The following is a 21,151-nucleotide window of genomic DNA, read 5'->3' as shown; positions in this document are numbered from 1 at the left end:
CATCACACCTTGTTACCGTTTTCCCGCCACCTGTCCGAGGGGCGCTGCAGCAGGTCAGACCTGTCAGGCTCGGAGAGGGCGTTGTTTGATCAGGCTTTGCGCCGGTCAAGCTTTAAACGCACAACGGCGCCCATTCGCACCCTACGAATGGAGACTCTTAATGAGTGCTGTACTGACGCCCAACGATTTCAACGACTACAAAGTCGCCGACATGTCCCTGGCTGCCTGGGGCCGTCGCGAAACCATCATCGCCGAATCCGAAATGCCTGCCCTGATGGGCCTGCGTCGCAAGTACGCTGCCGAGCAACCGCTCAAGGGCGCGAAGATTCTCGGCTGCATCCACATGACCATTCAGACTGCCGTGCTGATCGAAACCCTGGTTGCCCTGGGTGCCGAAGTACGCTGGTCGTCCTGCAACATCTTCTCGACTCAGGATCAGGCCGCTGCCGCTATTGCTGCTGCCGGGATTCCTGTTTTCGCCTGGAAAGGCGAAACCGAAGCCGAGTACGAGTGGTGCCTGGAGCAGACTATCCTCAAGGACGGTCAGCCATGGGACGCCAACATGATCCTCGACGACGGCGGCGACCTGACCGAGCTGCTGCACAAGAAATACCCGGCCATCCTGGACCGCGTCCATGGCGTGACCGAAGAAACCACCACGGGCGTTCACCGCCTGCTGGACATGCTGGCCAAGGGCGAACTGAAGATCCCTGCGATCAACGTCAACGACTCGGTCACCAAGAGCAAGAACGACAACAAGTACGGCTGCCGTCACAGCCTGAACGACGCCATCAAGCGCGGCACCGACCACCTGTTGTCCGGCAAGCAAGCGCTGGTCATCGGCTACGGCGACGTGGGCAAGGGTTCGGCTCAGTCGCTGCGTCAGGAAGGCATGATCGTCAAGGTCACCGAAGTCGATCCGATCTGCGCCATGCAAGCCTGCATGGACGGTTTCGAACTGGTTTCGCCTTTCATCGACGGCGAGAACGACGGCACCGAAGCGAGCATCGACAAAGCACTGCTGGGCAAGATCGACCTGATCGTCACCACCACCGGTAACGTCAACGTCTGCGACGCCAACATGCTCAAGGCGCTGAAGAAACGCGCAGTGGTCTGCAACATCGGTCACTTCGACAACGAAATCGACACGGCTTTCATGCGCAAGAACTGGGCATGGGAAGAAGTGAAGCCGCAAGTGCACAAGATCCACCGCACCGGTTCGGGCTCGTTCGATCCTCAGAACGACGACTACCTGATCCTGCTGGCCGAAGGCCGTCTGGTGAACCTGGGCAACGCCACCGGTCACCCGAGCCGCATCATGGACGGCTCGTTCGCCAACCAGGTGCTGGCGCAGATCTTCCTGTTCGGCCAGAAGTACGCTGACCTGAGCCCTGCCCAGAAAGCCGAGCGTCTGACCGTCGAAGTGTTGCCGAAGAAGCTGGACGAAGAAGTGGCGCTGGAAATGGTACGTGGCTTCGGCGGCGTCGTGACCAAGCTGACCAAGACCCAGGCCGACTACATCGGCGTGACCGTCGAAGGTCCGTTCAAGCCGCACGCTTATCGCTACTAAGCAGTAAGCGGCAAGCTTCAAGCGGCAAGTAAAGGCATCACCATTGTCATGACTTGCCGCGTCAGGCTTTAAATCGTCCAAGCATTTAGCAGCACCAGGTGACAAGCCTTGAGCTGCAGGATACGGCGCACCGCCACTCTTGCAGCTTACGGCTTGTAGCTTGCCGCTGGAGACTCGCTCCATGAGCCAAGACCGTAGCTACAGCTTCGAATTCTTCCCGACGAAGACCGACGCTGGTCATGAAAAACTGCTTGCCACGGCGCGTACGCTGGCCAGCTACAACCCAAGTTTTTTCTCCTGCACTTATGGTGCAGGGGGTTCCACGCGCGACCGCACGATCAACACCGTGCTGCAGCTGGAAAAAGAAGTACACGTTCCGGCCGCACCGCACCTCTCGTGTGTCGGTGACAGCAAGGCCGACCTGCGCAGCTTGCTGACGCAGTACCGGGAAGCCGGCATCAAACGCATCGTCGCCCTGCGCGGTGACCTGCCCTCCGGCATGGGCATGGCCAGCGGTGAGCTACGTTACGCCAATGACCTGGTGAGCTTCATCCGTGAAGAAACCGGCGACCATTTCCACATCGAAGTCGCGGCCTACCCCGAGATGCACCCGCAGGCGCGCAACTTCGAAGACGATCTGAAAAACTTCGTGCGCAAGGCCAACGCCGGCGCCAACAGTGCGATCACCCAGTACTTCTTCAACGCCGACAGCTACTTCCACTTCGTCGAGCGCGTGCAGAAGCTGGGCGTGGACATTCCGATCGTGCCGGGCATCATGCCGATCACCAACTACAGCAAGCTGGCGCGTTTCTCGGACGCGTGCGGTGCGGAGATCCCGCGCTGGGTTCGCAAGCAGCTGGAAGCGTACGGCGACGACACGGCAAGCATTCAGGCGTTCGGCGAGCAGGTCATCACTGAAATGTGCGAACGACTGCTGCACGGCGGTGCGCCCGGTCTGCATTTCTACACGCTGAATCAGGCTGAACCGAGTCTGGCGGTGTGGAACAACCTGAAGCTCTCTGCGTGATATCGGTTTCAATCCATACGGATTGAAACCGCGCTGGCTTCACCGGCAGGCTTCGTAACCAAGACGCCTGCCAGTCGGGTCGTTGCGTCCAGGCTTCTGTTTTTGTTGAGAATCACTGCTTCTATTTAGTTAGCTCGCGTCGTAATCTCGCGCGCATGCCGCTCATCCTCTCCCTATCCGTTGCTGCACTCCTCACCTGCCTGAGCTTCAGCGCGCTGGGTGAAAAACTGCGGATCGTCACCGAACCCTGGTCTCCCTACGTCATCGTGGACGGCAACCATGCCTCCGGCCTGGATTACGACGCCACGGCGATTGTCTTCGAGCGCTTGGGCATCGACGTCGAGTGGCAGTTTCTCCCGTGGAAACGCTGCCTGATGATGCTCAGTGACGGCGAAGCTGACGGCGTGCTCGACATCTTCAAGGACGAGACGCGCGCGGATCTGTTGTATCCGAACGAACCGCTGTCGACCATCGATTGGGTGCTGTTTCAGGCCAATGCCAGGCCGCATGCTTTCAATGGCGTGGAAGACCTGCACGGGCTAACTGTCGGCGTCTCTCCCGGTTATCGATACACGCCGGAGTTCGACAGCTCAACGGCGTTCATCCGTGAGCCTGCGCCAAGCCATGAAGCGAACTTCGGCAAACTGATTCGCGGCCGCATCGATTTAATGGTGACCGATCGCCTGCTGGGGCGGCAGATGATTGAGCGGCTCAAGCTGCAAGACCAGGTCAGTCAGTTGCCGGTCGTGCTCACTCACAGGGGGCAGTACCTGGCGCTGCGCCGCAATGCCGGCATGGACCTTTTGGCCCAACGCTTCAGTGCAGAACTGAAGCGTTTCAAGCAAGAACCCGCCTACGCGAAACTGGTGGAGCGGTATACCGGCGAAACACCGACGACGATCCCTGCAGAATCGGGAGAAAGTGTCGATAAAACCGTTGAGCAGCAGGAAAGCAGCGCGTTGTGATTGCTCTGTTATACTCCGGCGTCCCCGCCAGGCTTGCGCCCGGGTGCACGGTCTCACAGAAGACTTCTCGAACACGTCAGCAGCGCACTTTTTGCGCCCCTGCCCCGAGTTGAACTTACAGACCTCCACAGGACCGGACGCCATTGCACCTTCCAAGGAGTGTGCGATGACCGCAGCAGGGTCGAGCGCATTCACGTTACGTGCAGAACCTTAGTCTGCGCCTGGAAGATCATCCCTATTTGGGCCTCTATGGCCCCAACTCAAGACAGGATTACTCATGTCCTTTGCTTCCCTCGGTCTCTCCGAGGCTTTAGTCAGCGCCATCGAGGCTGCTGGCTACACCCAGCCTACCCCAGTGCAACAGCGGGCCATTCCCGCCGTGTTGCAAGGCCGCGATCTGATGGTCGCCGCCCAGACAGGTACTGGTAAAACCGGTGGTTTCGCCCTCCCTATCCTGGAGCGGTTGTTTCCCAACGGTCATCCGGACAAATCCCAGCGTCACGGCCCGCGCCAACCGCGTGTTCTGGTCCTGACCCCGACTCGTGAACTGGCCGCTCAAGTTCACGACAGCTTCAAGATCTACGCCAAGAACCTCAAGTTCGTCAGTACCTGCATCTTCGGCGGTGTCGGCATGAACCCGCAGGTTCAGGCCATGGCCCGCGGCGTTGACGTACTGGTCGCCTGCCCGGGTCGTTTGCTCGATCTGGCCGGTCAGGGCAGCGTCGATCTGTCCCACGTTGAAATCCTTGTGCTGGACGAAGCCGACCGCATGCTCGACATGGGCTTCGTTCACGACGTGAAGAAAGTCCTCGCGCGCCTGCCCTCCAAGCGTCAGAACCTGCTGTTCTCGGCAACGTTCTCCCAGGACATCACCGCGCTGGCCGGCAAACTGCTGCACAACCCGGAACGCATCGAAGTCACGCCGCCGAACACCACGGTCGAGCGCATCGAACAACGCGTTTTCCGTCTGCCGGCCAACCACAAACGCTCGCTGCTGGCGCACTTGATCACTCAAGGCGCGTGGGAACAGGTGCTGGTGTTTACCCGCACCAAGCACGGCGCCAACCGTCTGGCCGAGTACCTGGACAAGCACGGCCTCAGCGCTGTGGCAATCCACGGCAACAAGAGCCAGAACGCGCGCACCAAAGCGCTGGCCGACTTCAAGGCTGGCACCGTTCGCATCATGGTCGCGACCGACATCGCTGCCCGTGGTCTGGACATCGACCAGTTGCCCCACGTGGTCAACTTCGAACTGCCTAACGTCGACGAAGACTACGTGCACCGCATCGGTCGTACCGGTCGCGCAGGCCGTAGCGGCGAGGCGATCTCGCTGGTTGCGCCGGACGAAGAGAAGCTGCTGAAAAGCATCGAGCGCATGACCAAGCAGAAGATTGCCGATGGCGATCTGATGGGCTTTGACATCACGGCCGTTGAAGCCGAGAAGCCGGAAGTCCGCGAGCGTCCGGACGTGCGTAACCCGCGCAATGCCCGTGGCCCCCGTGGCGACGGTCCGAACGGCGGCGGTGGTGGTGGCGGTCGCAAGGACAAAGGCAAAGACAAGGGCAAGGAAAAGCCGGCAGCGGCCGCCGCTTCGGGTGAGCGCCCGGCACGTCCGGCGCGCCCGCAAAAGCCGCGTCAGGGCACGGCGTCGAGCGAATCACGTCAGTCGCAGCCAGCAGCGTCAGGTGCGAATCGCGCACCCGACGAATTCCTGGATGACGAAGTGGACAACTTCGGCAACCGCGCCGACTACGTCAGCCCGTACCAGAACAAGAACCAGAGCCGCGGTCGTCGTCCGGGCGCTCCTGCCACTGGCGCCGCACCGGCACCGCGTGGTCAGGCGCCAGGCCGTAGCGGTCCGCGCAGCGGTTCAGGCGGCGGTTCGGCATCTGGCGCTCCCGCCAGCACCGACAGCGCCGGCGCACCGGCCAAACGCAGTGGTCCTCGCAATGGCTCCGGCCGTGATGGTCAGGCTCGCCGTGAAGACTCGCCGCGTGCCCGTCGTCCGTCGCGCGAAGACCAACCAGCGCGTCAGGAGCCAGCGGTTCGCGGGCCTCGCGACGGCCAGCCAGCACCGAAGATCATGCACAAAGAGTCAAAGGGCGATCGATTCCCTTCGGCTGAACAACTTGATCAGCTGCCAAGCCGCCCTCGCGGTGAAAAACCAGCCCTGCTGACCCGCAACCGCGAAGGTTAAGCAGCGCCGGTTGTTCTGCAGCCAATAAAACGCCCCGACTGGTTCGGGGCGTTTTTGTTTGCGTGATTCAAGCAATGCCACACACAAAAACGCCGACCCAAAGGTCGGCGCTCTATCACCACAACAACCCGTCTTACTTGGCTTTGACGCCTTCGAACGAGATGATCATGTCCAGGGTATCGGACTGTGGACCGAGGTCCATCATCTTGCCGAAATCAGAACGCTTGATCGAGGTTGTGCCCTCGAAGCCGGCACGGTAGCCGCCCCATGGATCCTTGCCTTCACCCAGGAAAGTGGTCTTGATGGTGACCGGCTTGGTCACGCCGTGCAGGGTCAGGTCGCCGATCACGTCAGCAGTGGTCTTGCCGTCAGCATTCTTGCCGACGTTGGTGACCTTGGTGGAAACGAACTTGGCGTCAGGATAGGTCGCGACGTCGAGGAAGTCCTTGCTGCTGATGTGCTTGTCACGTTCAGCGTGGTTGGTGAAGACGCTGGCGGTCTTCAGGTCGATGCTGATCTTGCTGTCTTCAGGCTTGGCGGCGTCGAAGCTGAATGTGCCGGTCCAGTCCTTGAACGTGCCATAGATGAAGCTGTAGCCCAGGTGGCTAATCTTGAAGTTGATGAAGGCGTGCTGGCCTTCCTTGTCGATCGTGTAATCAGCGGCCATGGCCTGACCCGCTGTCAGCAGCGCAGTACCGAGGGCCAGTGCAGCCAGTGTCTTTTTCAACATACGTCTTCTTCCTTTTCAGTTGAATTGAGTATCAGGCCTTGCGGCCAAGCATACGTACAAGCGTGGCATCACGATCAACGAAGTGATGCTTCAAAGCGGCCAGCCCGTGGAGTCCAGCGAAAATCACCAGGGTCCAGGCCAGGTACAAGTGCACGGTGCCTGCGACGTCTGCCTGGTCGGGCAGTCCGCTGATCAATGCAGGCACTTCGAACAATCCAAACACCGGAATCCCGACACCGTCTGCGGTGGAAATCAGGTAACCGGCGAACATCACCAAAAACAGGTCCAGGTACAGAAACGCATGCCCCAGTTTCGCAGCGGTTTTCACAAACCGGCTGTGTGTGGCAGGCGCTGCTGGCGGCGGGCTGACGAAGCGCCAGATCACCCGGATCAGCATGAACAGGAACAGCGTGATGCCGATGCTCTTGTGCAGGTCCGGGCCGGCCTTGCGCCACGTGTCGTAATAGCCCAGCCCCACCATCCACAACCCTAGCGCAAACATGCCAAACACCGTCAGCGCGACACCCCAATGCAAAACGATGCTGACCCAGCCATAGCGAGAAGAAGAGTTGCGTAGCTGCATGCTGAATATCCTGTGAGGGCCGAGGGAGAGACTAGCGCTTTACCTATCGAAAGAAAGCGCAAAATGTTGCTTTGAAGAATCAGGAAATCCGATTGAAATTTCCTGACATATTTTCGTCCGAATGAGATTAAGCCAGCGTTACGGTTCATCCAGGCGAAAAAAAGGCGCGGTATCAAGCCGCGCCTTTTTTTTCAGCCGTTACCGATCAGTTTTTGCTGTCGGTCGCGGGTGCTGCCGGAGCCGCCGGAGTGGCCGGTGCCGCTTTGTCACCCGTGGCCTTGGCCGGCGCTTTTTTCGCAGCGTCGGTTTTGGCAGGGGCTTTGTGGGTGGCTGCCGGTTTGGCCGGGGCCTTTTTGACGGGCTCCTTCTTCGCCGGTTCTTTCTTGGCCGGGGCCTTTTTCGCAGGCTCTACGATCGCAGTCTTGGCCGGTTCAACCACTGGAGCTGGCGGCGGCGTTACCGGGGCAGGCGCTGGAGCCGGGGCCGGAGCAGGTGCTGGCGCTTTCTCGGCCGGTTTCGGCTCAGGCTTGGAACCGCCGAACATGTTCGAGAAGAAGCCGCCAATGCCGCCGCTGCTTTCCTTGGCCGGTTCAGGGGCCTTCGGTGGCGGTGCTTTGACTGGTTCGTACGACTTGCCTTCAGACAGACCCTGCACTTGAGCGGCCGCGCGCTGACCCGAACGCAATGCGCCTTCCAGGGTGCCCGGGTACAAAGTGTCGGTGTGTTCGCCGGCAAAGGCTACACGCTGCAGCGGACGTTCCCACAAGCGCCAGTATTTGCTGATCTGGCCCGGGCCGAACGCCAGGTACGCGCCGCCGCTGGACGGGTCGATGCTGGAACGACGCAGCTCATAACCGGTGAACGCGCCGCGCGCCTGTGGATAGAACGCCTGCATGCGAATCAGCACTTGATCCACCAACTGCTTGTCGCCGAACGCCTGCATGATGCGAGCGTTGTCGCCGGACAGGTTGATCACGACGTTGGCGCCGCCCTTCAACGCAGGCTCGACCCACAACATGCCCAGCCCGGTGTTGCTGTAGATCTCGCCAGACATGCGCGCCTTGCTGTCCCAGACCGGGGTCTTGAACTTGAGCATGATCTGGTCATGCCAGCCGTAGTTGGTGCTCTTGATCGCGCCCAGACGCTGGGCGTCCAGCGCCGGGGTCATCTGAATCTTGCTCAGCGCGCGCAACGGCACGGCCAGGACCACGTACTCGGCTTCGTAGCCCAGCGAACCGACCTTGACGGTCACGCTATCCTTGTCCTGATTGATCGCCGACACCGGCGAATTGGTCTTGATGACTTTCAGCTGTTTGACGAATTCCTCGGCCAACACCGCGCTGCCACCTGGCAGGCGAGCGGCGCGACGGTCGCGGTCGTCGACGTTGCGATTGACCCGCGTCTGCTGTGCGAGGTACAGCAGCGACAGACGCGAAGGCTCGTCGTAGCGCGTACGAATCTGCTGGTTGATCAGCTGGCGCGCGGTCGGTGGCAGGCTCAGACGGTCCAGCCAGTTAGCGACGGTGATCTGGTCCAGCGCAAACAGCGTGCTGTTGGCAGCCGGGTTGTCCGGGTCGGTGATCGAGCGGGCCAGGTCATCCACCGCCGCTTCGTAGCGCTTGATGGCTTCAGCGGTCGCCGGTTGTTTGGTCGCCAGGTCGGCGCCGGTAAAGTATTCGCCTTCGATCAGGTAGCTCGGGGTCCGCACGAATTCCGGCGCAGGCACCGCCTTGATCTTGAAGCGATCAATGTATTGATTCAGGACCGGCTGAGCCTTGGCGTTGCCGATCCATTCGCTGCCGGCCAGACCGGAGCGGCCGCCGACGTTGGGTTTGGCTTCCAGCAAGGTGACTTGCCAGCCTTTGCTCTGCAGCTCGTAAGCCGTTGTGAGTCCCGCCAGACCACCGCCGACGACGATCACCGTATGCGGTTTATCCACGGCAAGCGCTGAAGCGCTGACCAGCCCAACCATCACCAGCGCACAGGCGCGCAGCCAACCAGAAAGCATTCAGCGAACTCCGGAGAAAAACGGGGGGAATTGTCGGATTTTGTTGTCCGATTTTTCGAAGAGCGCGAAGGATACGCGAGCCGCGAAACGCCCGCCAGCAATGTCGGCGAGCCTGATTTTCGCGCGCGCGGCCACTGAAACAACGCGCTAAAGGTTGTCCCGCTGGCATGCATTGCATAGGCTTGCGCGATTGTTTGCCCTCGCGCCATGCGAGCCGCTATGTGGAGAAGAGCAATGGGCCTTAACGACCAGTGGATGCAGCGCGACCTGAAGGTCCTTTGGCACCCCTGCACCCAGATGAAAGACCACGAAAAACTGCCGCTGATTCCGATCAAGCGTGGCGAAGGGGTCTGGCTGGAGGACTTCGAAGGCAAGCGCTACCTCGACGCAGTCAGTTCGTGGTGGGTCAACGTATTCGGCCACGCCAACCCGCGCATCAATCAGCGCATCAAGGATCAGGTCGATCAGCTGGAGCACGTGATCCTGGCGGGTTTCAGCCATCAGCCGGTCATCGAGCTGTCCGAGCGTCTGGTGGCGATGACGCCTGAAGGCCTGACGCGCTGCTTCTACGCCGACAACGGTTCGTCCTGCATCGAAGTCGCGCTGAAGATGAGCTTTCATTACTGGCTCAATCGCGGCAAGCCGGACAAGAAACGCTTCGTCACCCTGACCAACAGCTACCACGGCGAAACCATGGCGGCGATGGCGGTCGGTGACGTGCCGCTGTTCACCGAGACCTACAAAGCGCTGCTGATGGACACCATCAAGGTGCCGAGCCCGGACTGCTACCACCGGCCTGAAGGCGTGAGCTGGGAAGACCATACCCGCACGATGTTCGCGGTGATGGAGCAGACCCTGGCCGAGCATCACGACAGCGTTGCGGCGGTGATCATCGAGCCGCTGATTCAGGGCGCCGGCGGCATGCGCATGTACGACCCGATTTACCTCAAGCTGCTGCGCGAGGCCTGCGACCGGTATGGCGTGCACCTGATTCATGACGAGATCGCGGTGGGCTTCGGTCGCACCGGGACCATGTTTGCCTGCGAGCAGGCCGGCATCCGTCCGGACTTCCTGTGCCTGTCCAAAGCACTGACCGGCGGTTACCTGCCGCTGGCGGCCTGCATCACCACCGATGATGTGTACGACGCGTTTTACGACGACTACCCGACCCTGCGCGCTTTCCTGCACTCCCACAGTTACACCGGCAACCCGTTGGCCTGCGCGGCGGCGTTGGCGACGCTGGATATTTTCGAGCAGGACAACGTCATCGAAAACAACAAGGCGCTGGCCCAGCGGATGAAGACCGCGACGGCGCATCTGGTCGATCACCCGAATGTCGCCGAAGTGCGGCAGACCGGGATGGCGATTGCCATCGAGATGGTGCAGGACAAGGCCAGCAAAACGCCGTATCCGTGGCAGGAGCGGCGCGGGCTGAAGGTGTTCGAGCACGCGCTGACCCGAGGCGCGCTGCTGCGTCCGCTGGGCAGCGTGGTGTACTTCCTGCCGCCCTACGTGATTACGCCAGAGCAGATCGACTTCCTGGCGGACGTGGCGACCGAGGGGATCGACATCGCGACGCGCAGCAGCGTGAGTGTGGCGGTGAGGGAAAACTTCCATCCGGACTTTCGTGATCCGGGCTAGCAGGCCGTTACACCCATTTTCCAGGTGCTGCATTCAACACAATCTTTAGAGACACAACCATGAGACTGTCCCGCTTTTTCGTCGATGCCACCCTCAGCGTCGGTGAGCACGAACTGCCAGAGGCCCAGGCCCATTACATCAGCCGCGTGTTGCGCATGTCCGAAGGTGACGCGGTGCAGCTGTTCGATGGCTCGGGCAATGAGTTTCGCGCCACGCTGGCGGAAGTCGGCAAAAAGCAGGTGCGGGTGCAGGTGACTGAAAGCTTCGCCGGTCAGCCGGAGTCGCCGTTGCACATCCATCTCGGCCAGGGTCTCTCCCGGGGTGAGCGGATGGACTGGGCGATTCAGAAAGCCACCGAGCTGGGCGTGACGCAGATTACCCCGATCATCAGCGAGCGCTGCGAAGTGCGTTTGAAGGACGAGCGTGCGGAAAAGCGTCAGGCGCACTGGCAGCAGATCGCGATCAGCGCCTGCGAACAGTGCGGGCGCTCGGTGGTGCCGGTGATTCATGCACCTGTGACCCTGACCGACTGGCTCAAGCAGACTGAAGCGGACTTGAAACTGGTGCTGCACCCCGTGGCCGAGCCGCTGAACAGTCATGAAAAGCCCGGCAGTCTGGCATTTTTGATCGGCCCTGAAGGCGGGCTGAGCGACGCCGAAGTGGCCCAGGCGCAGGACGCCGGTTTCCACGCCGCCCGCCTCGGCCCACGCGTGCTGCGCACCGAAACGGCGCCAGTGGTTGCGCTGAGCATCGCACAGCAGTTGTGGGGTGATTTGTAGGACCGGCTTCAGCCGGGAAAGCGTCAGGTCTCACGGCGCAGGATTTTTGGCGCACACACGGGCCTCTTCCCGGCTGAAGCCGGTCCTACAGGGGTCGCGTACATCCGCCAAAGATTTAGCGGATGTGAGTGCCTGTTCGCGAGCAAGCTCGGCTCCCACAGGAATGGGGTGAATCAGCTCATATTGCGGGGTATCTGATGCACGACGCGTATCACCGTCATCACTCCGGTAACTCCGACTCTCGACGCCGGGCTTTCGCAGGTTCCGGGCGGGCGCAGGGCAGAAACTCTCCGCGCCCCGGTTTACCCAACGGGCTGCCATCCCACACCCGTTCACCTCGGGCGAAGGTCATCGCCGGCCATGCACTCAAGCGCATACCCTCGTACGGGGTGTAATCGACGTTGTGGTGCAGCATTTCGTTGGTCAGCTCGATGTCCAGGTCCTCATCCCAAATCACCAGATCCGCGTCCGACCCAATGGCGATGCTGCCCTTGCGCGGATACAGACCGTACAACCGCGCCGCGTTAGTCGCCGTCAGCGCGACAAATGCCTGCGGCGTGATTCGCCCCTTGCGTACGCCTTCCGACCAAAGCAGCGCCATGCGCGTCTCGACGCCCGGAATGCCATTGGCCACTTCGGAAAACGGCGCCGTCTCGCCGTGGGCTCGCTTGCCGTCCGGGCCGCCGTAGCGAAACGGCGCGTGATCCGACGAGAACACTTCAAACGAGCCATTCTGCAGGCCGTCCCAGACCACTTGCTGATTGCCGGCGTCTCTCGGCGGCGGGCTGCAGATGCATTTGGCGCCTTCAAAGCTGTCATCGCAGCCCAGTGAATCTGCGGTGAGAAACAGATACTGCGGACAGGTCTCGCCGTAGACCTTCAAGCCGTGGCTCTGCGCCCAGCGAATCTGTTCAATGGCCTCGCGCCCCGAAACATGGACGATGAGAATCGGCACATCCACCAACTCGGCCAGCGCAATGGCCCGGTGCGTGGCCTCGCGCTCCACCAGCATTGGCCGCGACGTGGCGTGATAACGCGGCGCGCTGTGGCCGGCGGCGAGCAGGCGCTCGGTCAGCCAGGCGATGCAGTCGCTGTTTTCGGCGTGCAGCATCATCATCGCGCCTTCGGCCCGCGCCACCGACAGGGTTTCCAGAATCTCGCGGTCGTTGAGTTTCAGGGCGTCGTAGGTCATGTAGATCTTGAACGAGGTGTAGCCCTCGGCAATCAGCTCGGGCAGCTCGTGGCGCAACACGTCGTCGGTGGGGTCGGTGACGATGAGGTGAAACGCATAGTCGATCAGCGCCCGACCGTCCGCGCGCCGATGGTAGTCCTCCACCGCCGCCCGCAGGGTTTGTCCCTTCTGCTGGCAGGCAAAGGGAATCACCGTTGTCGTCCCGCCACACGCGGCTGAACGGGTGCCGCTTTCGAAATCATCGGCCATGACCGAACCGTCGCCGGTCGGCTGATCCAGATGCACATGGCTGTCGATCCCGCCCGGCGTCACAGTTCGCCCCCGCGCATCGACTTCCTCTGCGGTACCTTGCAGGCCCAGGCCCAGCGCGACAATTCGGCCGTCGCGCACGCCGATGTCGCACAGGAAACCGTCCGCCGCCGTCACCACATTGGCGTTGCGGATGATCAGATCAAAAACCTGCATGTCGTTCACTCCGTCAGGCGCGGGTCAGCCAGGCCTTGGCGATCTCTTCGCGGGTGGTGAACCAGACGCCTTCGCGGGCCTGGGCGTACTCGATGAAATGCTTGATCGCGCGGACCCGGCCTGGACGTCCGACCATGCGTGGGTGCAGCCCGATGGACATCATTCGCAAGCCGTCGGCGGATTCTTCGTACAGCACATCGAAGCTTTCCTTCATGTACTCGAGGAAATCGGACGCCTGGGACAAGCCCGGGGAGTTCCAGTAACGGAAGTCGTTGACGTCGCTGGTGTACGGCACCACCAGATGCTGCTTGCCCTCGACGTCGACGAAATACGGCACGTCATCGTTGTAGGCGTCCGAGTCATAGAGAAAACCGCCCTCTTCTGCCACCAGCCGCCGCGTATGAACGCTGGCGCCATAGCGGCAATACCAGCCCACCGGACGCTTGCCACACGTGCGCTCGAACGACTCGATCGCCAGACGAATGTGCTCGCGCTCCTCGGCTTCGGTCAGGCGGAACACTTCTTCCCAGCGATAGCCGTGGCTGCAGATTTCATGGCCCAGCTCGACCGCCGCTTTGGCGACATCCGGGTTCTGCTCGAAGGCCACTGCGCAGGCATGAAAGGTCGCCGGGACGTTGGCCTGTTGCAGGATGTCGAGGATGCGCCAGATGCCGACGCGGGCGCCGTACTCGTACATCGATTCCATCGCCAGATTGCGTACGCCGTCGGGAAACTGATAGCTGCCCCATTCGGTCATGCTCTCCTGGTCAGGATCGCCCATGGCCAGGGAACGCTCCGAGCCTTCTTCGTAATTGATGACAAAGTTGACGGCCAGCCGCGCACCGTTGGGCCAGGTGCCCTGGGGGCGCTGCCGGCCGTAGCCGACCAGATCTCGAATGGGTGATGCCATAAAAGCCTACTCCTGCAACGTTCGAACAGTCGGCAGACCGCCAAGCCATGGCTCAGCAGTCGATGGTTTTCAGTGCATCGTGGTCGGGACCATCAAGGTTCTGACCGGTGCGAAAGGCCAGGCCCATGGCCAGGGTCTGCGCGATGCAGAAGGCGGCGGTGAGCGAGCGAAAGCCCAGCAGCTCGGCGTCGTTGACCTCGATCATCACCGACGCGGTTTGTCCGATGGGGCTGAGAATGCTGTCAGTGATCGCCACGATGGGTGTCCCCGCCGCGACGGCTTGCTCGCAGGCGTCGATGGTTTCCTGCGCGTACGGCGGAAAACTCACCGCCACCAGCACGTCATCGCCGTGCAGCGCGCCGACCTGCTCGCGCAAACTGCCGCCCAGACCGCTGATGTGTACGGCACGACGACCGACACGGCTGAGTGCATAACTCAGGTAGGACGCCATTGGAAACGAACGGCGCATGCCGACCACGAAGGTGGTGCGCGCCTGTTCCAACAGCTCGATGGCGCGCTCGATGGCCTCGACTTGCTCGCCTTCGGCCAAGTGCTCCAGCGAGACGATATTCGCGCGGCTGAACGCCGAGAGCATGGCGCCCACATCGGTGGGATCGTCGAGCAATTGCTCGCCGCGATAGTGCCGGATGCGCTCTTTGAAACTGCCCTGCCCGGCCTGCTGCAACGGCTGCTTGAACAAGCGCTGCAGATCGCTGAACCCGCCAAACCCCAGCGCCTGGGCCAGCCGAATGAACGCCGACGACGGGATGCCGGAGATTTTCGCCAGCGCCGCGACCGTGTTCAGCGCCACGTCGTGGGGATGCTCGTTCAGGTAATGCGCCGCATCACGCTGCCGCGCGGTCAGGCGTTCCTGATGTTCGACGATGGCGGCGCGCAGCTCGGCCAGGGTTTGGGATACAGGCATAAAAAGGCTCGATAAAAGTCAGGAGGGACGCAGTTCTGTGATCGCTTGGGCCAAGTGCTCAACCAGACGATTCAACTCATCGAGGCTGTTGTAGTGCGCAATCGACACACGGACCACGCCGCCGTAAGGGGTCAGGCCCAACTGTTCGATCAGGCGGCGCGCATAGAAGTCACCAAAGCGGATGCCCATGCGGTGATTATCCACGCGGCGCACGATGGCTTCCGACTGAACGCCCTCCACCACGAAGCTGATGGTCGGCACGCGATCGCCGTCGGTCACACGGGATTTTCCGATAATTCGTACACCCGGTGTCTCCCGCAGAAACGCCAGCAGTGTCTCGGCCAGCAGGTCTTCCTGCACTTCAAAGGCATCGAAGGCGGCCTGCATCAATTGACGTTCGCTGCCGCTGGCGCCGAGGCGTCGGCCGATGTCGATCAGGTAATCGCTGATGCCGATGCAGCCGTAGGACAGCTCGTAGTTCAAGTTGCCGGGCTGCAGCTTGTAGGGAATGACTTCCTGACCGATGAAAAAGTGGTTCAGGCTCGGCAGCTCCAGCAAGGCCTCGCGCTTGCCCCACAGCACGGCGAAGTGCGGGCCGAAGGTCTTGTAGAAACTAAACACGTAATAATCGGCGCCGCTGGCTTGCACATCGACCAGCCGATGGGGCGCGTAAGCCACGGCATCGACGCACAACTTGCCACCCACCGCGTGCACACGGCGCGCAACCTCGGCGACCGGGTTGACGCTGCCGAGGATGTTCGACGCATGGGTCATGGCCAGGTAGCGGGTCTTGTCGCTGAGCAGCGCGTCCAGATCGCCAAGCTCCAAGTCCATGCTTTCGGCGTTCACCGCCCAGACGCGCAACGTAGCGCCGCGCTCTTCGCACAGCCGCACCCACGGTCCGATGTTGGCCTCGTGGTCGCAGTTGGTGACGATGATTTCGTCCCCGGCCTGGATCGACGGCGCGATGGCGCGGCAGAGGATTTGCAGCAGATGGGTGGTCGAGCCGCCCATCACGCACTCTTCCGGGTAGCGCGCGTTGATCAGTTGCGCGACCGATTCCCGCGCCTGCATGACCCGCGCGCCAGCGTCCACCGACTCACTGTAGGACGCGCCCAGTTGCACGGCGCTGTTGAGCAAGTAATCGGTGATGCGCTCGGCGACCGGCTTGAGCACGGCCGAACCGCCGGCGTTGTCCAGGTAGGCGTATCCGCTGGCGAGGGCGGGAAACTGGCTGCGTACGTAATCGATGTCCAAGGCATTCAAGGGATGAGCTCCAGAGTCTGATCAGTGATGCAGGATGGCCTGCAAAAACGCGCGGGTTCTCGGCTCTTGCGGGGCCGTGAAGAAATCGTGCGGGTTGTTCTGTTCGATGATTCGGCCGTTTTCCATGAAGATCACCCGGTCGGCGACCTTGCGCGCGAAGCCCATCTCGTGGGTCACGACGACCATGGTCACGCCGGAGCGGGCGAGGTTCTGCATGACGTCAAGCACTTCGCCGACCATCTCCGGGTCGAGTGCCGAAGTGGGCTCGTCGAACAGAATCACCCGTGGCTCCATCGCCATGGTTCGGGCGATGGCCACGCGTTGCTGCTGGCCGCCGGACAACTGGCTCGGGTATTTCGCCGCGTGGGCGCCCATGCCGACTTTCTCCAGCAGCAGGCGCGCGCGTTCGTTGGCGTCACGGCGAGACATGCCGCGCACCCGCACCGGCGCCAGCGCCACATTGGCGAGCACGGTGAGGTGCGGGTACAAATTGAAATTCTGGAAGACCATGCCGACTTCGCAACGAATACCCGCCAGTTTCGGACCGGTTTCAACGCGTTGACTGCCGACGCGGATATCGCCCTGCTGATACTCCTCCAACAGGTTGATGCAGCGGATCAGTGTCGATTTCCCGGAGCCCGACGGCCCGAGGATGACCACCACTTCGCCTTGATCGACGGTCAGGTTGATGTCGGTCAGGGCCTGGAATGGCCCGTAGAATTTGGCCACGCCTTCCATTTCGATGACGGTGCTCATGCGCTTTTCCTCCCGGCGCCGTTACGTCGCTCGATCCAGCTCACCAATTGCACCAACGGCAGAAGCAGCAACAGGTACATGACCGCCGCGCCCACCAGCGGTGTTGGATTGGCCGCCAGCGCCTGGGCCTGAGTGGCTTGTTTGAGCAAATCAGGCATCGCCACGACGGACGCCAGCGCGGTGTCTTTCATGACGTTTATACAGTTGCTGGTCATCGGCGGCATGACGATGCGCATGGCCTGGGGCAGGATGATGTCGCGCATGGTGTTGAAAAAGCTCATGCCCTGAGACGCAGAGGCTTCGAATTGCCCGCGGGGAATGGCTTCGATGCCGGAGCGAAAGATCTCCGCCGAATACGCGCAAGACACCAGCGACAGCGCCGCCGTGGCCGCCGCGAACGACGACAGGCGAATGCCCACGAACGGCAGCGCGTAATAGATCAGCACCAACAGCACCAGCAATGGAATCGAGCGCAGCACGTCGATGTACACCCGCGCCAGAAACCGCACCGGGGCGTACCCGTACAGCCGCAGCATTGCCAGCACCAGCCCGCCCACCAGGCCGAGAATGATGCTGACCACACCGAGCATCACCGTCACGCCCAGGCCGCGGAGCATCAATGGCAGCGCATCGACGAACACGCTCCAGTTGAAGAACGTTTCTAACAACTCCATTGCGATTCCTTGATGGCGAGCAGTGACGGGCGCGGGCGTGAGCGGTCAGGGGTTACTTGAGCACATCGACCACTTTGACGGTGCTGGACTCCGGATCAGCGTCGGCACCGAACCACTTCTTGTGCAGGTCGGCGATCACGCCTTCTTTCTTCATCGTGGTGATGATGTCGTTGACCTGACCGGCCGATGCCCAGCCCTTGGCGTGCATCAACGAGTACTTCTCACCGGTAGGAATTTTCGCGACGACTTTGTATTGCGGCTTGTCCTTGATGTAGTACAGGACCGCCGGGATATCGCTGATGTAGCCGTCCATGCGGCCGGACGCGAGATCGAGCATCGCAGGCGACAGCCCTTCGTAGCGTGAGACTTCCTTGAACTTGTACTCGGCCTGATGGGCGTTGACCCACATGTCGCCGGTGGAACCGGTGTCGACGCCGACCACCTTGCCGTCCATGTCCTTCAGGCCGTTGATGCCGGATTTGGCGAGCACCGACAGGGATTGGTCGCTGTCGTAATACGGCTGGGCAAAGCCAACGGATTCAAGGCACTTGGGGGTGATGGTGATCGATGAAATGGCGATGTCAGCCCTTTTGGATTGCACGGCGCTGAACAGGCCGTTGAACGGGATGTTGACGAATTCCACGGTCTTGCCGGCGCGTTTGGCGACTTCTTTCACGACGTCGACTTCAAAGCCGACGATCTCGCCTTTGGCGTCCTGAAACTCCCACGGTACGTTGCCCACGTTGGCGCCGACGGTCCAGTCAGCGGCCCAGGTGGATGCGGAAAAGGCGGTTGCCACGGCCATGCTCAAGAGTAATTTCACATTCATGTCTTGCTCCCCGATTGATCAGTCAGTTCAAGAAGGCCGCCTTACCACAGAGGGGGCGTTTCGAGGATCAGACTAGGATTACGAATCAAATAATTCAACAAATAAAATAAATGGATTAAATGCTTCAATGGGGTGCGAAAGTTATCCGCATTGGTGCAGAGCGGAAAGCGCGCAAGGCTGTGGGGTGTACAGAAAATGATCAGTGATGTGAAAGATGATATGCACCGAAGCGGCGCATGGATTGCTCGCGGTGCGTCGGATATCGCCTGTTGTGGGAGTGAGCTTGCTCACGAGGACATCATCCCAGCCGCTGAAAATCCAGCAGATGAATCGTCATCTTCGCGAGCAAGCGGGAGCGCCAGTCTTGCCCCATACGCCTAAAGCACGTAACGCGAAATCGCAACAAAGTGCAGCAGGCTGCCGGCGATGACAAACAGGTGCCAGACCCCATGAAAGTGTCGGACCTTGGTGTCGAACGCGAAAAAAATGATCCCCACGGTGTAGAACACGCCACCCAGCGCCAGCCAGATGAATCCGGCCATGCCCAGCGCGGCGATCAGCGGATTGACCGCGACCAGCACGATCCAGCCCATGACCGCGTAAATGACGATGGACATCACCCGCGCTTCGGAGCGGGGTTTGATTTCCTGGAGGATGCCGATGATCGCCAGCGCCCAGACGATACCGAACAACGTCCAGCCCCACGTCCCGTGCAGCGTCACCAGACAAAACGGCGTATAGCTGCCCGCGATGAGCAGATAGATCGAAAAGTGATCAACCTTTTGCATGATCACTTTCGCCCGGCCGCGAACGCTGTGGTACACCGTCGACGCGCTGTACAGCATCACCAGCGCCACGCCGTAGACCGCGACGCTGATGATCTTCCAGATATCCCCTGTCATCGTGGCGACAACCAGCATCCAGACGGCGCCAACCGTTGCCAGGATCGCGCCGACCAAATGGGTCCAGGCGTTGAATTTTTCTCCGTAGTACATCCGCAAACTACCTCTCTCAATTGCATGACACGCGCCAAGCGTCCTGCTTCTGAACCGCGATGACAACGTCTAGTGTGGTGTTATCGAGAATTTAATGCAGTCAGCCGCCGATCTCTTCGGCACAATCGGGCGCTCTCAAAACAAGAATCCGGCGCGGATCCACACGATGCAGATCGACGAAGAGCTCACCCTCAAGAAGCTGGAAATCTTTCTGGCGTTCATGCGCACCGGGAATCTCGCGCGCGCGGCGGCGGAGCTGCAGACGAGCACGGTCAGCGTGCACCGGGCGATTCACTCGCTGGAAAGCGCGTTGCGGTGTCCGCTGTTCAAGCACGAGGGTCGCAACCTAACGCCCCTCGAAGGCGCTTATGTGCTGGAGGAGCGCGCACAGAAGCTGGTGCAGGACGTGCTCAGCACCATCGAACAGACGCGGCAGGCGGCGGGGTTTTCGGCGGCGCGGTTCAAACTGGGGGCGCTGTATTCACTCACGGTTAAAACCGTGCCGCAGCTGATCATGGGCCTGAAGATCCGCCGCAGCGAACTCAACATCGACCTGATCCTGGGCTCCAATATCGATCTCTTCTACAAGCTGAAAAACATGGAAGTGGATGCGATTTTGGTGTCGCTGAACGAATCCGTGAGTGATCCGGATTGCGAGCAACTGCCGCTGTTTTCCGACGATATTTTTCTCGCCACGCCGGCTGATTCACCCTTTGCGCTACAGAGCGAGGTGGACCTGAGCGACCTGCGGGAAATGACCTTCATTACCCTGACCCAAGGCTTCGCCACCCACCGCGATGGCGCGCGGGTGTTCGAGCAGGCAGGGTTCGAGCCGAAGATCGCCATGCAAGTGAACGACATCTTCACGCTGCTGAGCATGGTCAGCTCGGGAGTGGGCTACGCGCTGTTGCCCGGGCGAATCGCCGCAGTCTACGAAAACCGCGTCCGCCTGGTGCCGCTGCAAGCGCGATACCGCATGCAGCAGCACATCGGACTGGTGTTCCTCAAAGCCCGGGAGCGTGACCCGAACCTCTTGGCGTTGCTTGCGGAATGCCGGATGTACTCGAATCGGCTGGCACAAGGCTGAGTCTGACTCCCCCGTGTGGAAGAGAGCTTGCTCACGAAGATGGCATTTCAGTCGCTGAAAGTTTGGTGGATGTACCGGCCCCTTCGCGAGCAAGGTGGATCGCCACCCCGGTCGCTCCCACAAATTACCTGTCGGCAGATACATTTGCGGCGTTCTCTGACACCGCATTTTCTTGCATCAGATACATCCCCTGTGGGAGTGAGCTTGCTCACGAAGACGGCATTTCAGCCGCTGAAAGTTCGGTGGATGTACCGGCCCCTTCGCGAGCAAGCTCGCTCCCACAAATTACCTGTCAGTAGATACATCTGCGGCGTCTTCTGACACCGCGCTTTCTTGCATCAAACACATCCCCTGTGGGAGTGAGCTTGCTCACGAAGACGGCATTTCAGCCGCTGAATTTATAGCGGATGCACCTGCCCATTCGCGAGCAAGCTCGCTCCCGCAAGTTACCTGTCAGTAGATACATCTGCGGCACCTTCTGACACCGCGCTTTCTTGCATCAAACACATCCCCTGTGGGAGTGAGCTTGCTCACGAAGACGGCATTTCAGCC

General features: G+C 60.9%; 18 protein-coding genes and 1 riboswitch. Of the genes, 7 read left to right on the top strand and 11 right to left on the bottom strand.

Annotated features, from left to right (window positions below; genetic code table 11):
• The first annotated feature begins 30 nt into the window (after nt 1-30).
• A riboswitch (S-adenosyl-L-homocysteine riboswitch) is annotated at nt 31-139 on the top strand.
• 21 nt (nt 140-160) lie between these two features.
• From ahcY to rhlE2, 4 genes are all read left to right on the top strand, one after another.
• Nucleotides 161-1,570: an adenosylhomocysteinase gene (gene ahcY / locus AC07VF_RS25840; RefSeq protein ID WP_192173211.1), complete on the top strand. Its 1,410-nt coding sequence runs from the start codon at nt 161-163 to the stop codon at nt 1,568-1,570.
• A 181-nt stretch (nt 1,571-1,751) separates the two neighbouring features.
• A complete protein-coding gene (metF, locus tag AC07VF_RS25835) occupies nt 1,752-2,597 on the top strand; it encodes a methylenetetrahydrofolate reductase [NAD(P)H] (protein WP_192173212.1) in 846 nt (281 codons plus the stop codon).
• A gap of 155 nt (nt 2,598-2,752) precedes the next feature.
• Nucleotides 2,753-3,562 (top strand): substrate-binding periplasmic protein, encoded by an 810-nt coding sequence (locus AC07VF_RS25830; protein WP_282368542.1) that lies wholly within the window; start codon nt 2,753-2,755, stop codon nt 3,560-3,562.
• A 277-nt stretch (nt 3,563-3,839) separates the two neighbouring features.
• Nucleotides 3,840-5,759: an RNA helicase RhlE2 gene (gene rhlE2, locus AC07VF_RS25825; protein ID WP_495010099.1), complete on the top strand. Its 1,920-nt coding sequence runs from the start codon at nt 3,840-3,842 to the stop codon at nt 5,757-5,759.
• A gap of 133 nt (nt 5,760-5,892) precedes the next feature.
• On the opposite strand, the gene AC07VF_RS25820 is transcribed toward rhlE2, so the two are convergent.
• From AC07VF_RS25820 to AC07VF_RS25810, 3 genes are all read right to left on the bottom strand, one after another.
• A complete protein-coding gene (locus tag AC07VF_RS25820) occupies nt 5,893-6,489 on the bottom strand; it encodes a YceI family protein (protein WP_495010100.1) in 597 nt (198 codons plus the stop codon).
• Nucleotides 6,490-6,520: 31 nt separating this feature from the next.
• Nucleotides 6,521-7,072, bottom strand: a complete 552-nt coding sequence (locus AC07VF_RS25815) for a cytochrome b (RefSeq protein ID WP_065991217.1) — start codon at nt 7,070-7,072, stop codon at nt 6,521-6,523.
• A 205-nt stretch (nt 7,073-7,277) separates the two neighbouring features.
• Nucleotides 7,278-9,080, bottom strand: a complete 1,803-nt coding sequence (locus AC07VF_RS25810; protein ID WP_495010101.1) for a flavin monoamine oxidase family protein — start codon at nt 9,078-9,080, stop codon at nt 7,278-7,280.
• Nucleotides 9,081-9,314: 234 nt separating this feature from the next.
• On the opposite strand from AC07VF_RS25810, the gene AC07VF_RS25805 reads away from it, so the two are divergent.
• Nucleotides 9,315-10,721, top strand: coding sequence for an adenosylmethionine--8-amino-7-oxononanoate transaminase (locus tag AC07VF_RS25805; protein ID WP_346630939.1), 1,407 nt, complete (start codon nt 9,315-9,317; stop codon nt 10,719-10,721).
• A gap of 59 nt (nt 10,722-10,780) precedes the next feature.
• Nucleotides 10,781-11,500, top strand: a complete 720-nt coding sequence (locus AC07VF_RS25800; protein ID WP_495010102.1) for a 16S rRNA (uracil(1498)-N(3))-methyltransferase — start codon at nt 10,781-10,783, stop codon at nt 11,498-11,500.
• Between the two features lie 220 nt (nt 11,501-11,720).
• Here AC07VF_RS25800 and hydA read toward each other — a convergent pair whose 3' ends face one another.
• The 8 genes from hydA to trhA form a co-directional block, all read right to left on the bottom strand.
• Nucleotides 11,721-13,157, bottom strand: a complete 1,437-nt coding sequence (gene hydA, locus AC07VF_RS25795; RefSeq protein ID WP_495010103.1) for a dihydropyrimidinase — start codon at nt 13,155-13,157, stop codon at nt 11,721-11,723.
• A gap of 13 nt (nt 13,158-13,170) precedes the next feature.
• Nucleotides 13,171-14,067, bottom strand: coding sequence for an allantoinase PuuE (locus AC07VF_RS25790; protein ID WP_065991211.1), 897 nt, complete (start codon nt 14,065-14,067; stop codon nt 13,171-13,173).
• 52 nt (nt 14,068-14,119) lie between these two features.
• Nucleotides 14,120-14,992 (bottom strand): MurR/RpiR family transcriptional regulator, encoded by an 873-nt coding sequence (locus AC07VF_RS25785; protein WP_495010104.1) that lies wholly within the window; start codon nt 14,990-14,992, stop codon nt 14,120-14,122.
• Nucleotides 14,993-15,010: 18 nt separating this feature from the next.
• Nucleotides 15,011-16,258, bottom strand: coding sequence for a cysteine desulfurase-like protein (locus tag AC07VF_RS25780; protein WP_495010105.1), 1,248 nt, complete (start codon nt 16,256-16,258; stop codon nt 15,011-15,013).
• Between the two features lie 21 nt (nt 16,259-16,279).
• Nucleotides 16,280-17,014, bottom strand: a complete 735-nt coding sequence (locus tag AC07VF_RS25775; RefSeq protein ID WP_037018914.1) for an amino acid ABC transporter ATP-binding protein — start codon at nt 17,012-17,014, stop codon at nt 16,280-16,282.
• Complete coding sequence (locus AC07VF_RS25770) at nt 17,011-17,688, bottom strand: amino acid ABC transporter permease (protein WP_191944630.1); 678 nt, start codon at nt 17,686-17,688, stop codon at nt 17,011-17,013. Before AC07VF_RS25770 ends, AC07VF_RS25775 begins: the two co-directional genes overlap by 4 nt.
• Nucleotides 17,689-17,740: 52 nt before the next feature.
• A complete protein-coding gene (locus AC07VF_RS25765; protein WP_495010106.1) occupies nt 17,741-18,517 on the bottom strand; it encodes a transporter substrate-binding domain-containing protein in 777 nt (258 codons plus the stop codon).
• Nucleotides 18,518-18,894: 377 nt separating this feature from the next.
• Nucleotides 18,895-19,512: a PAQR family membrane homeostasis protein TrhA gene (gene trhA, locus AC07VF_RS25760; protein WP_495010107.1), complete on the bottom strand. Its 618-nt coding sequence runs from the start codon at nt 19,510-19,512 to the stop codon at nt 18,895-18,897.
• Nucleotides 19,513-19,678: 166 nt separating this feature from the next.
• Here trhA and AC07VF_RS25755 point away from each other — a divergent pair, with 166 nt between their 5' ends.
• Nucleotides 19,679-20,599 (top strand): LysR family transcriptional regulator, encoded by a 921-nt coding sequence (locus AC07VF_RS25755; RefSeq protein WP_192173225.1) that lies wholly within the window; start codon nt 19,679-19,681, stop codon nt 20,597-20,599.
• Nucleotides 20,600-21,151 lie beyond the last annotated feature (552 nt).

The organism is Pseudomonas sp. GW821-FHT02H06 (genome assembly GCF_059421525.1).
This window is presented reverse-complemented; position numbering and strand designations above follow the sequence as displayed.